Below are 11,778 nucleotides of genomic sequence, written 5' to 3'. Positions count from 1 at the left end.
GCCACTCTGCGGCACAGTGCGCGCCCTTCTAATAAGACCCTCTTTGCAAATCCGCCGGTAATCCGTTGGCGGACTCATCCTGTCTGGCGGTCGGTTTTCCACCGCAGTGTTTTTTGAGGTAGTGAAATGAATGCAGTCATAGCGGCGGTCGGCGTCATGCTGGTGCTCAGCCTGTCCCGCGTGCACGTGGTGATCGCCCTGATCGTGGGCGCGCTGGTCGGTGGTTTGACCGGTGGCCTGGGCATCGACGCCACGCTCAAGGCGTTCAACAGCGGTCTGGGTGGCGGGGCGACCGTGGCGTTGTCCTACGCGTTGTTGGGCGCTTTCGCCGTGGCGATTGCCAAGTCCGGCCTGGCCCATGCGCTGGCGGACAAGGCCCTGGCGATGGTTGATCGCCAGCATTCGAGCGGCGGCGACAGCGTCAAATGGCTGCTGATCGGCCTGCTGTGGGTGGTGGCGATCGCTTCGCAGAATATTCTGCCGATCCATATCGCCTTCATTCCGCTGCTGGTGCCGCCGCTTTTATATGTACTGACCAAGCTGCAACTCGATCGCCGTTTGATCGCCTGTGTGATGACGTTCGGTCTGATCACTCCGTACATGTTCCTCCCGGTAGGCTTCGGTAACATCTTTCTCAATGAGATTTTGTTGGCCAATGTTGCGCGCAGCGGCGTCGACATCAGTGGCATCAATGTCACCCACGCCATGGGCATTCCGGCGTTGGGCATGGTCTTCGGGTTGGCGATGGCGTTCGTCAGCTATCGCAAACGGCGCGTCTACGACCTGGCGAAGATCGAGCAGGTCGAGCAAGTGGCGGTGCAGTACAACCCGATGAGCCTGATGATTGCCGGTGTGGCGATTGCCGCCGCGTTCATTGTGCAACTGTTGCTGGACTCGATGATTATCGGGGCGCTGGTCGGGTTCCTGATCTTCTCGGTGTCGGGCATTGTGAAGTGGCGCGAGACGGATGACCTGTTCACCGAAGGCATGAAGATGATGGCGATGATCGGCTTCATCATGATCGCCGCGTCCGGTTTTGCCGAAGTGATGAAGGCGACCGGAGAGGTGCAGACGCTGGTCGAGTCGTCGGCGTCGTGGATCAATCACAGCAAGGGCATCGGCGCGCTGTTGATGTTGCTGGTCGGGTTGCTGGTGACCATGGGCATCGGTTCGTCGTTTTCCACCGTGCCGATTCTGGCGGCGATTTTTGTGCCGCTGTGCGTGCAACTGGGCTTCAGCCCGATCGCTATCGTGTGCATCGTCGGTACCGCCGGTGCGTTGGGAGACGCCGGTTCACCGGCCTCGGATTCGACCCTCGGCCCGACCTCTGGCTTGAACATCGACGGTCAGCATCACCACATCTGGGACACCGTGGTGCCGACGTTCCTGCATTACAATCTGCCGCTGCTGGCGTTCGGCTGGGTGGCCGCGATGGTGTTGTGATTTAGCCTCTGAAGATCAAAAGATCGCAGCCTTCGGCAGCTCCTACAGAGATCAATGTAGGAGCTGCCGAAGGCTGCGATCTTTTTTTGCGGGTTCAACTTTTGCTTTTGCGTGCCGTTAAAGCCTTTAACCACGCCAATAAAACCAAAAGAGTGAGCCCCACAATGCGCCTGAGCCTCAAGGCTAAAGTCCTCTCCCTCGCCGTTCTTCCGGTATTGCTCTTTGCGTTGGTCATCAGTCTGACCACACTGTTCATCCTCCAGGAACAGGCGCACACAGAGGTCGAGCAGACCCGCGAACGCTTGCTCGGCGATGCCAAAGCGACCCTGCAAAGTTACGTCGCCGTGGCCATGACCACGATCAAACCGCTGTACGACGCTGCTGCTCCCGGTGATGCCGAGGCGCGCGCGCAGGCGATCAAATTGCTCTCGGGCATTCGTTACGGCAAGGACGGTTACTTCTTCGGCTACGACTCCGAGACCGTGCGCCTGTTCAAGGCCAACGACCCCGAAGGCGTGGGCAAAAGCTTCAAGGACAATCGCGACCCGAACGGCGTCTACGTCAACCGTGGTCTGGTGAGTGTGGCGAAGGACGGCACGCACTATCTGCAATACAGCTCGCCGCTGCCGGGCAATGCGCAGGTGTTGGTGCCGAAACTCGGCTACACCGAATACCTGGCCAAGTGGGACATGGCGGTCGGTACGTCGGTCAACCTCGATGGCATCGAAGCGCAAGTGGCGCTGGTTGAAGCGCAGGTGCAGGAACGCATGCAAGGCGTGGTGCTGAGCATCGTTGGCGTCGCGGTGGTGGTGCTGCTGGTGATTGCGGCAGCGGGGATGTTGCTGGCCAACACCATTTTACGTCCGCTGAATTTGATGAAGGCCAACCTTGACGACATCGCGGCGGGTGAGGGCGACCTCACGCGTCGGCTGAACATCACCAGCCAGGATGAACTCGGTGAACTGGCCGGCTCGTTCAACCGTTTCGTCGACAAGATCCATGGCCTGGTGCGGCAGATCACCGAGATGACCACGCAACTGACTGGTCTGGTCACGCAGGTGTCCGATCAGGCCCAGCGTTCGGATCAGGCAATGGAACGTCAGCGTCACGAGACCGATCAGGTCGCCACGGCGATCAACGAAATGTCCGCGGCCGCGCAGGAAGTGGCGAAGAGCGCGCAGAACGCCGCCGTCGCCGCCCAGCAGACCGATGAGGAAGGCCAGAGCGCCAAGCGCGTGGTGGCTGGCAGCATCAAGCAGATTCATGCGCTGGTCGATGACATCCGCAGCAGCGGCGTGTCGCTCGACAGTCTGCAGCAGGACGTGACCTCGATTGTCGGCGTGCTTGGGGTGATTCGCTCGATTGCCGAACAGACCAACCTGCTGGCATTGAACGCGGCGATCGAGGCAGCGCGCGCCGGTGAGGCCGGTCGCGGGTTTGCCGTGGTGGCGGATGAAGTGCGCGCATTGGCCAGTCGCACACAGATCAGCACGCAGGAAATTCAGGGGATGATCGATCGCTTGCAGGCGGGCACCCAGCAGGCAGTCGAGGCGATGCGTCGTTCCAGCGAGGCCGGTGACGGCACTTCGCAACAGGCCAATCAGGCCGGTGCATCGCTGGATGCGATGGCCGAGCTGATTGCGACGATCAACTCGATGAACGCGCAGATCGCCAGTGCGGCCGAGGAACAAACGGCGGTGGCCGAAGAGATCAACCGCAGCGTGCATCAGATCGCGGTGGCGGTGGATAACGTTGCCGATGAAACCCAGTTGGGTGCACAGACATCGCGCAGCCTCGCAGACCTCGGCCAGCGCCTGGGCAAACTGGTCGGCCAGTTCCGCATTTAAGACCCTATGTAGGAGCTGCCGCAGGCTGCGATCTTTTGATCTTGATTGTTAAAAACCAGATCAAAAGATCGCAGCCTGCGGCAGCTCCTACATTGGAAATCAAGGCCTGTCCCAGTAGGGCACTTCCCCGAAGCATTCGATGAAGAAGTCGATCACCGTGCGCACCTTCACCGACAACCGTCGACTCCCCGGCCAGAGCACCGCGATCTGCTGCGGTTCCAGGCTGTTCGACACCTGATACTCCCGCAGCACCGGCACCAGCGTGCCTTCGCGCACCGCTTCACCAATCAGCCATGACGGAAACATCACCAGCCCCAACCCTTGTTCGGCGGCTTGCGTCAGCGTGTCGGCATGGTTGCCGGTGATCGGACCTTTAACCGAGTAGGGCGTCCAATCCTCCCCGTCACGACGGAAAAACCAGCGTTGCTGCCCCGTCGCACCCTTATAGGCCAGGCATTGATGCTGCGCGAGATCCTCGGGATGTTGCGGTGCGCCGTGGCGCTTGAGATACGCTGGGCTGGCCGCGACCTGAAAGCGATGCGGCGCCAGAATCCGCGCCTGCATGCTCGAATCGTGCAGCGGGCCGATGCGAAACAGCAGATCTGCACCTTCCTGCAAGGGATCGACGTAATGGTCGGTCTGCTGGATATCCAGTTGCAGCTTTGGATAGCGCGCGCACAACTGGCCCAGCCACGGCGTCAAATGACGCTGGCCGAACACCACCGGGGCGTTGATTCGCACCAGGCCGGTGGGTTCGCTTTGCTGTTCCTGCAAGGCTTGCCCGGCTTCCTCCAGTTGCACCAGCAGCAGTCGCGCGTGATGACCGAGCAGGCGCCCGGCTTCGGTCGGGCTCACGGCGCGGGTGTGGCGGTAGAGCAATTGCTGGTTCAGCGCTTGCTCCATCAATTGAATCTGCCGGGAAATCGAAGAGGGCGCCACGCCCTCGCGGCGAGCGACTTCGGAAAAACTGCCATGGTCGAGCACCGCCACAAACAGCCTTAGCGCTTTGAATCCGAGTTCGTTGAGCCCGTGCATGATCTGTCCTGCTGTGCGTATTGCGCAAAAGTGTTGTCCGGATGCTCCCATTTATCGCACAGCGACGCCAGCCGATAATCCGCGCCATCGATTACTTGCGTGGAAGTTGAGTTATGCAGACGTTGGATGAAGGCGCTGTCGCGGCGCCGGTGGCGCGGTCGTGGTTGCGCTTGTTGCTCCTGCCGCTGGTGATCCTGGCGGGCATGGGCTTGTCGGTGGAGGCGGGGTTGCTCGGGCCGTTGGGTGTGCAGGTCGGGCATCTGTGGGCGACGTTGAGCATCTTTGGCGTGGGCTCGGCGATCCTGTTTTTGCTGCTGCTGTTCGCCGGTCCGCAAAAAGGCCCGGCGCTGAACACGTTGCCGCGCTGGCAGTTGATCGGCGGATTTCTCGGGCCGATGTATGTCGTGGTGTTGACGTTGGCGACGCCGCATATCGGCATTGCGATGACGATGATTGCGATCCTCTCCGGGCAGGTCGGCAAGAGTGTGCTGATCGACCACTTTGGCTGGTTCGGCGCGGCGCGCAAGAAGGTCAATGCTGAGCGTTGGCTGGCGTTGGGGTTGATTGTGGTGGCGTTGGTTCTGATTGCGCGGGGGTGAGTGATGGGTCTGGTTATTTTGTTGGCGGTGGTGGTGTTGGCCGGTGCGGTGTTGAGTGTGCAGGCGGCGATCAATGGGCGTCTGGGCGAGACCGTCGGGGTGTTGCGCAGTAGTTTGCTGACGTTTGCGGTGGGTGCGGTGGTGACCGGGTTGTTGATTTTGTTTTTTGAACCGGCGCAGGCGGTGAGTCTGTTGGATGTGCCGAAGTGGCAGCTGACAGGGGCGTTGTTCGGGGTGGTTTACATGATGGTGATGGTGGGTGCGGTGCCAGTGGTGGGGACGGCTGTGGCTACTGTGGCGGTGATTGTCGGGCAGTTGGGGATGGGCATGTTGATTGATAACTTTGGCTGGTTGGGGAATCCGGCGATTGAGCTTTCTTCGAGTCGGGTTTTGGCGATGGGGTGTCTGGGGTTGGCTTTGGTGTTTATGTATCGGAGTTCGCGTTCGGCTGGGTGATTTTATTTTCGGGGGGGCATCGCCTACGGTTTGCTGCGCTGCACCTCCTCTCGATGGGTTTGGCTGCGCCAAACGGTCGCCGCGCTCCCACCCCCGGATCAATCCCTCCACTCAGCCTTCCGACGTCGCCCGTGGATCAAGATCAGGAGCAGGCGAGCTGACACTCGGCCTATTGAGTGGTGAAGAGCGTGGGTGTTCGGCTTTTGATTTGCGTTGTTGCTGCCCCTCACCCCAGCCCTCTCCCGAGGGAGAGGGAGCCGATTTTTGGGCTTTTCAAAGCCTGAGTTCAACACGGAATCGCACGTCGGCGTATCTCTTCCAGTCCACGCCGTCAGTCCCCTCTCCCTACGGGCGGTCCGACGTTTCGGGAGGGCTAGGGTGAGGGGCTCTTGATCTGGCTCTGGCTCTGGCTCTTGATCTTGCTTTGGCTTTTGATCTTTTGCCCCTTCGGCAGGCCGAGCGTAGGTGTTCATCCGGGGGTAGGCGCGCAGCGCCGTGCGGCGCAGCCGCATACATCGAGAGGAGGTGCAGCGAAGCAAACCGTAGGCGATGCCCCCGGATGGACACCGTAGCGAGGGAACACTGAGCCTCAGCGAAGTGCCGTACGCCGGGGCAAAGCCTTTTGCTTACTTTTCGGCGTTTGGAAAAGTGAGTCGCTGTAAGAGCGAAACCGTCAGCGGCAGCACCCGCAGCAACGGATATGCCCCCAAACCCAATCCAATCCCCAATCTCAATCCAATCCCAATCCCAATCCAAATCCCAAACAAAATCAAAAGATCGCAGCCTGCGGCAGCTCCTACACTGGTTATCAAGGCTTGCCTATAAAGCCTCAGACAACCACCCAAAAAGGAGTCTGTTCCATGCCTGATAGAAAATGCGATTGCCCCGGGTGCAAGTGCACCATCAAGGAAGGCGAACATGCCTACGCCGTGCACGGTAAACACTATTGTTGCGAAGCCTGCGCGCACCACCACAAGAGTGGCGAAGAGTGCTCAAGCAAGGGCTGCCATTGCGCGCATCCCAAATAACCGCGGCCACAAAAAAAGTGGAGCCTAATCAGGCTCCACTTCCAGTTTCAAACTCGCATCATCCATGCGCTCGGTATGCCGCACCGTCCCTTGCAGCCGTCGGCCTTCAACCCTGACCACCACGGTCTGCGCCTGATCGAGATCCTCGGGTAACGGCGCGGGGACTCTCAGCGCGAAACGAAACGGATCATCTTCGACCGCTTCCAGACCCACGCGACAATCCACGCTTTTGGTAATCCGCCCAAAGAGCGTGTCGAGGCCGTAGTCCAGATGCGCCGCGCTGCAGATGTTGCTCATTGTGCATTCCCCCGAATGTTGCCGATCGCTGCGCAAAGCTTAGCTGGTCGGTCGCCACACGACATTTTCGACGCCGAATTTTTCCGCCATCGGTTTGCTGGTTTTCTGCACCTTTTCCCGGCCAAATCGCGGGATTCGCCCGACGCCGGCGTCGCAGCTCGCCCAGTGCCAAGCCTCGGCGTTGTCCATTTTGTCCGAGCGGATAATGAACGACTTGGCGGCGCCGTGAAGGGTGTATTCGATGACGTAGAGTTTTGCGTTGTTCATAAAGCCCGTATTCCTCCCTGTGGTAATAGAAGGATCGCGGCGCCACGGGAAAATTCATTCGGATTGTCCGACGGTATCTATCATTGGCGACGCATCGATGCACTGGTTACCATGCTGTCTCCGCCAACCCCAATGAATGCTCGCCATGGCCCTCGCCGCGCCCCCCGATCTGAGTGACACCGATGTGCCCGTGCAACGTGTGGCGCGGACCTATCCGCGTGGCTTGTTCATCGAACCGCATGAGCATGTCTGGGGGCAGTTGCTGTATGCGATGAGCGGGGTGATGTGGGTCGAGACGCCGCATGAAGCGCTGGTGGTGCCGCCGCAGCGTGCGGTGTGGTTGCCGCCCGGTGTGCCACACGGGATTCGTGTGGTCTCGGATCTGCAGATGCGCAATATCTACTTGCGCCCGGCGCTGGCGGCGACGCTGGATCAGACCGTGCAGGTGATTGAAGTCGGTGGTTTGCTGCGCGAGTTGATCGTCGGGCTGGTGGAGCAGGGCGACAGTGGCGAGCCGGCCTATTACGAGGCGTTGGTCGGCCTCGCGTTGCTGGAGCTGAAACGCGCACGGCGTTCGCAGTTGAAGATCCCGCTGCCGGATGACTCCGATCGGCGTCTGATGAATCTGTGTCAGGCGGTGATGGCGGCGCCGTCGCTGGAGATTCCATTTGAGCAGCACGCGGAAAATGCCGGGGCCAGCGTGCGCACGTTGGCGCGGTTGTTCAAGGATGGCCTCGGCATGGGCTTTGCCGAATGGCGGCGCCAGGTGCAACTGGCGACGGCGGTGGCGGAATTGATTCAGGGCGTGGCGGTCAGTGTCATCGCCCGCGAACTCGGCTACTCCCCCAGCAGCTTCAGCGACATGTTCCGCCGCGAACTGGGCGTCGCCCCCTCACAATTCAACACCACCCAAACCGTAAGCGTGTAGGAGCTGCCGCAGGCTGCGATCTGTTGATGTTGTTTTTTAACATCAACATCAAAAGATCGCAGCCTGCGGCAGCTCCTACAGGTGAGAATTTGGCCGAAATTCAGAAGTCGTTGGCCGATGCCTTCGCGCCCGATTCCCTAGACTCTGCTCATTCCTTCAAGCGGCGGAGTTGCTCCCCATGAACTATCTGATTTCGCTGGCCATCGGTCTGGGCGTCGGCCTGTTGTATGGCGCGCTCGACTTCCGTTCGCCCGCGCCGCCGGCCATCGCGCTGGTCGGTTTGCTCGGCATGCTCGCCGGTGAGCAGTTGTGGCCGATGGGCCGGCAACTGGTGTCGGGTTGGTTGTCCTGAATTTTCTTTTCTCCTTTGGTGGATGTCCCCATGAAAGCACTGCAATTCGATAAAACCGGCGACCTGTCCTCCCTGCGCTACGTCGAGGTGCCGACGCCGGTGGCCGGCCCTGACGAAATTCTGGTGCAGATCAAGGCTGCCGGCCTCAACCCCAGCGACGTGAAGAATGTCCTCGGCCGTTTTCCTTACACCACGTTGCCACGCATCCCCGGTCGGGATTTCGCCGGGGTGGTGGTCGAAGGCCCGCAGGCGCTGATCGGTCAGGAAGTCTGGGGCACCGGTCGTGAGCTGGGTTTCTTTGCCGACGGTTCCCACGCGCAATTCGTCAAACTGCCGGCCAATGGCGTGGCGCACAAACCCTCGCACTTGAGTTTCAGCCAGGCCGCCAGCCTCGGCGTGCCGTACACCACCGCATGGGATGCACTGGAACGCAGTCTGGTCAGCGCCGAAACCCGTTTGCTGGTGATCGGCGGCGGCGCGGTGGCGACGGCAGCATTGGCCTTGGCGAAAGTGCGCGGAGCGCAATTGCTGGCAGCAGCGCGACGCCCCGAGCAGGTCAAGGATTTGCAGGCGCAGGGTTATCAGACGATTCAACTGGATAAACCCGAAGACCTCGGTGCGCAGGTCCACGCGGTATATCGCGACGGTGCCGATGTGATCTTCGACACCACCGGTTTCTGGCTGCCAGCGTCGGTGGCGGCGTTGGCCACGTTCGGACGCATTGCAATCATCGCCGCACCGGTCGACGGACAGGTACAACTGCCGGCACTGGCGCTGTACCGCAAGGGTGGTTCGGTGGTCGGGATCAATTCGCTGTTGTACGGCGTTGCCGCCTGCGCGGCGATGCTGGAGCAATTCGGGCGGTTCTTCGATGAAGGCTTGCTGCCGCTGCCGGAGGGGTTGGTCGAGTCGCCTTTGGCCGACGGCCTGGCACGTTACGCCGAGGTGAATCAGGGTGGCGGTGACAAAGTCATCCTCATTCCCTGACCCACCAAGATCTCCTTAAAACCCTAAAACCTGTGGGAGCTGGCTTGCCAGCGATAGCGTCAGTCCAGGCAGTAATTCCTCGCCTGTTCCGCCGCCATCGCTGGCAAGCCAGCTCCCACAGGGATTTGTGTTGGTCTTAAGGGGCGGGAACGCCGTTTTCCCAGGCCGACCAGTGCTTGAGGATGTCCTGCACCAGCGGATTCCCTGCGCGATAAAGGTTTTCCAGCGCCGGCACAAATCCACCTTGGTCAGCATATTTGAGCAAGTTATCTACCTCACTGCCGCCCGGTTCAGGGCGGTCGAAATCGGAGCCGGCGCGCACCACCGCCAGGCGCTGTACATCCACCAGCCCTTCACGACTGGCGCGCAATAGCGCCTCATAGGTCGAGTTGTCTTCCTGCTGCGTCGTGCAATATTCGCCCTTGTTGTCGGTCAGCAGTCTGGTCCAGACCTCGGCCCGTTCGCTCAGGCGCGTGCCGGAAAACCAGGTGTTGCCGGCCAGTGTGTCGCAACGGGTAACGACGGGTGGCTGATTGGCCGGCGCCGACGGATATTTCAGGCGCCACGCCGCCGATTCCTTGCTCTCGCTCAGTTCGACCTTGTGGCTGAGGGCGAAGGCTTTGTCTTGCAGTTTCGCGTTCAGTTCGAACACTTCAGTCTTGTAGTCCAGCGGCGGTTTTTCGTTCGGGCTTTTGCTGTTGATGCCCAGATAACCGGTCGGCCAGGTCGACGGTGCATCGCGTGAATCGATCTCCCACTGCGTGCCGAATTCCACCAGATAATGCGCCCATGCGGCGGTGCCGATGGTCCCGTGTTTCGGGCTGATCCCGGCGATACCAGCGATCAGGAAATAGCTTTTACGCAAGTCGAATTTCGGCGACAACGCCAGTGCGAGCGTCGAGGCGGCGGCGTTGGTCTGGCCCATGCCAGTGGTCAACAGGCACACCTGCTGCGCATTGCAGCGGATGTTCGGGTACTCGGCGGACAGACCCGGTACGCGGATTTCCTGCTTCAGCTGCAGACGATCAATCCAGTTTTGCGCCTCGGGGGCGAACATGGTGATCAGCACTACCTTCGGTTGAATCGGTGCCTCGGCCGCCCCGGCGGTAGAAGAGAGCAGGGCCAGACCGGCCAGGGTCAGACGTGTGATTGCTTGCATGAAACCTCCTGAAAATCAGAACTGATAACCGACACCGGCGTAGTAACCCCAGCCATTGGAACGTGCGCGGAAATCACCGTCGCCGAAGTTCAGCTCGCTGCCGTCCTCCCAGTTGCCGCCGTTGTGGAAATAACGCCCGACCAGGGTGAAGCGCAAATGGGTGAACGAGTAGAGCAAGACGTTGGTCGCCACCGTCGCATTGGCGGTGCGTGCCGGGTTGTCCTTGTGGATGTCGGAGCCGAAATCGAAGTTGGTGAAGCCGATGTAGGTCAGCGAAGCGCCGTTGCTGAATTTGTCGATGGGCACGATGTACTTGAGCTGGGCGCGGTAGCCGTCCCACGAATACTCGTTGCTCGCGCCGTAGTTTTCCCACTGGTAACGGCCGTAGAGGTTGGCCGACAGATTGACCCGCGAGTGGGTGTCGATGTCGGTACCGAAACCGCTGTACAGCGTGTTGGCGCGGTTCTCTTTGCGGCTGCCGTGGTCGTAGATCCAGTCGAACGCGACGTACCATTCCTTGAACGGGCCGATGGCCAGGCTGCGGCCGGCGAGGTAGTCGATGGAGATACGCGGTTCGTGTTCCATGAACAGCGGCGAGCCGTGATCCCAGACACCTTTGTCGTGGCTGTTGCCGATGTTGAAGATTTTCGGCACGTCGATGTAGCCGTACAGTTCGAACGGACCCTTGCGACCGAAGTACTCGTATTCCAGGTAGATGTCGTCGGACGGCTGCGGGCCGAAACTGATGTCTTTGCTGCCGATCAGCATCAGATCCTGGTTGTACCAGTCCGACAGGTATTCGCCTTTTTTCGGCGGGCTGGCTTCCGGGCTGAGGGCTTCGCCCTGGGCGGATTCTTCCGGCAGCGCGGGCTGAGCGAAAGCGCTGGCGCTGAGAAGTCCGGTAACGCCAGCAAGAAGCAAGGAAACAGCAAACGTGCGCGCAAACGGTGCGCGAAAGGGGGATGCGGTGTGCATTCAAAGTCCTTTTTTGCGGATCGAGGCCCGTGTTCCGTGGGCTTGTACGGTTTTGTTACGAAAACCTTGAGATTGACGTTACGCAAACGTTTGCACAAGGCGTACCAGTTTTTTCAATGCCATGAAATATCGATGAATTCGCAAATTTAACTGACGGACTGATCAGCAATACCTGATTACCGCAAAACCCCTGTAGGAGTGAGCCTGCTCGCGATGGCGGTGTGTCAGAAAAGTATCCGTTAACTGACACTCCGCTATCGCGAGCAGGCTCACTCCTACAGGTGGCTGCGGCGGGTTGGAGCCCCATGGATACGGGCTGAAACGCTTATTCCAGACGCCTCTAGTATTAAAGTATTAACACCATTTAATCCGTGCCCCATTGCCGGGCGTCTACTAGCTTTGTCC

General features: G+C 60.0%; 14 protein-coding genes and 1 pseudogene. 9 read left to right on the top strand and 6 right to left on the bottom strand.

Translation table 11 applies throughout. The features are described from left to right. Positions 1 to 126 precede the first annotated feature (126 nt). From QOL84_RS09425 to QOL84_RS29485, 3 genes and pseudogenes are all read left to right on the top strand, one after another. Positions 127 to 1,443 carry a Na+/H+ antiporter family protein gene (locus QOL84_RS09425; RefSeq protein ID WP_129391781.1) on the top strand — a complete coding sequence of 439 codons (1,317 nt, stop codon included), beginning with the start codon at positions 127 to 129 and terminating at the stop codon, positions 1,441 to 1,443. Positions 1,444 to 1,607: 164 nt separating this feature from the next. Next, positions 1,608 to 2,432: pseudogene (locus QOL84_RS29490) on the top strand (cache domain-containing protein); the annotation flags it as partial. 36 nt (positions 2,433 to 2,468) lie between these two features. Then, positions 2,469 to 3,290, top strand: a complete 822-nt coding sequence (locus tag QOL84_RS29485; protein ID WP_430458727.1) for a methyl-accepting chemotaxis protein — start codon at positions 2,469 to 2,471, stop codon at positions 3,288 to 3,290. A gap of 99 nt (positions 3,291 to 3,389) precedes the next feature. On the opposite strand, the gene QOL84_RS09415 is transcribed toward QOL84_RS29485, so the two are convergent. After that, positions 3,390 to 4,325 carry a LysR family transcriptional regulator gene (locus tag QOL84_RS09415; RefSeq protein ID WP_283437029.1) on the bottom strand — a complete coding sequence of 312 codons (936 nt, stop codon included), beginning with the start codon at positions 4,323 to 4,325 and terminating at the stop codon, positions 3,390 to 3,392. A 113-nt stretch (positions 4,326 to 4,438) separates the two neighbouring features. On the opposite strand from QOL84_RS09415, the gene QOL84_RS09410 reads away from it, so the two are divergent. Both QOL84_RS09410 and QOL84_RS09405 read left to right on the top strand, forming a co-directional pair. After that, complete coding sequence (locus tag QOL84_RS09410; protein WP_283437028.1) at positions 4,439 to 4,924, top strand: DMT family transporter; 486 nt, start codon at positions 4,439 to 4,441, stop codon at positions 4,922 to 4,924. A gap of 3 nt (positions 4,925 to 4,927) precedes the next feature. Then, a complete protein-coding gene (locus QOL84_RS09405; RefSeq protein WP_283437027.1) occupies positions 4,928 to 5,380 on the top strand; it encodes a DMT family transporter in 453 nt (150 codons plus the stop codon). Positions 5,381 to 6,006: 626 nt separating this feature from the next. On the opposite strand, the gene QOL84_RS09400 is transcribed toward QOL84_RS09405, so the two are convergent. Beyond that, the gene (locus QOL84_RS09400; RefSeq protein ID WP_283438678.1) at positions 6,007 to 6,300 is read right to left on the bottom strand and encodes a hypothetical protein; all 294 of its coding nucleotides are present in this window, start codon (positions 6,298 to 6,300) and stop codon (positions 6,007 to 6,009) included. On the opposite strand from QOL84_RS09400, the gene QOL84_RS09395 reads away from it, so the two are divergent. Next, positions 6,241 to 6,408 (top strand): metallothionein, encoded by a 168-nt coding sequence (locus tag QOL84_RS09395; RefSeq protein ID WP_129391796.1) that lies wholly within the window; start codon positions 6,241 to 6,243, stop codon positions 6,406 to 6,408. The genes QOL84_RS09400 and QOL84_RS09395 overlap by 60 nt on opposite strands. Before the next feature lie 24 nt (positions 6,409 to 6,432). Here QOL84_RS09395 and QOL84_RS09390 read toward each other — a convergent pair whose 3' ends face one another. Next, the gene (locus tag QOL84_RS09390) at positions 6,433 to 6,705 is read right to left on the bottom strand and encodes a hypothetical protein (protein WP_129391798.1); all 273 of its coding nucleotides are present in this window, start codon (positions 6,703 to 6,705) and stop codon (positions 6,433 to 6,435) included. A gap of 39 nt (positions 6,706 to 6,744) precedes the next feature. Further along, a complete protein-coding gene (locus QOL84_RS09385; RefSeq protein ID WP_122590498.1) occupies positions 6,745 to 6,972 on the bottom strand; it encodes a DUF6555 family protein in 228 nt (75 codons plus the stop codon). 136 nt (positions 6,973 to 7,108) lie between these two features. Here QOL84_RS09385 and QOL84_RS09380 point away from each other — a divergent pair, with 136 nt between their 5' ends. The 3 genes from QOL84_RS09380 to QOL84_RS09370 all read left to right on the top strand — a co-directional run bounded on the left by QOL84_RS09380 (position 7,109) and on the right by QOL84_RS09370 (position 9,239). Next, positions 7,109 to 7,900, top strand: coding sequence for an AraC family transcriptional regulator (locus QOL84_RS09380; protein ID WP_283437026.1), 792 nt, complete (start codon positions 7,109 to 7,111; stop codon positions 7,898 to 7,900). 178 nt (positions 7,901 to 8,078) lie between these two features. Continuing rightward, positions 8,079 to 8,252, top strand: a complete 174-nt coding sequence (locus QOL84_RS09375) for a DUF1427 family protein (RefSeq protein ID WP_080750762.1) — start codon at positions 8,079 to 8,081, stop codon at positions 8,250 to 8,252. A 30-nt stretch (positions 8,253 to 8,282) separates the two neighbouring features. Next, a complete protein-coding gene (locus QOL84_RS09370; RefSeq protein ID WP_283437025.1) occupies positions 8,283 to 9,239 on the top strand; it encodes a quinone oxidoreductase family protein in 957 nt (318 codons plus the stop codon). 136 nt (positions 9,240 to 9,375) lie between these two features. Here the strand turns inward: QOL84_RS09370 and QOL84_RS09365 are convergent, their stop codons facing one another. Together QOL84_RS09365 and QOL84_RS09360 are read right to left on the bottom strand one after the other, a co-directional pair. Further along, complete coding sequence (locus QOL84_RS09365) at positions 9,376 to 10,398, bottom strand: purine-nucleoside phosphorylase (protein ID WP_283437024.1); 1,023 nt, start codon at positions 10,396 to 10,398, stop codon at positions 9,376 to 9,378. Between the two features lie 15 nt (positions 10,399 to 10,413). Continuing rightward, entirely contained in the window at positions 10,414 to 11,373 is a 960-nt protein-coding gene (locus QOL84_RS09360; protein WP_283437023.1) for a nucleoside-specific channel-forming protein Tsx, read from the bottom strand. Positions 11,374 to 11,778 lie beyond the last annotated feature (405 nt).

This window comes from Pseudomonas helmanticensis (assembly GCF_900182985.1).
Taxonomy (GTDB): Bacteria; Pseudomonadota; Gammaproteobacteria; order Pseudomonadales; family Pseudomonadaceae; genus Aquipseudomonas; species Aquipseudomonas helmanticensis.
Note: the sequence above shows the minus strand (reverse complement) of the source record. Positions and strands in the feature narration are given on the sequence as shown.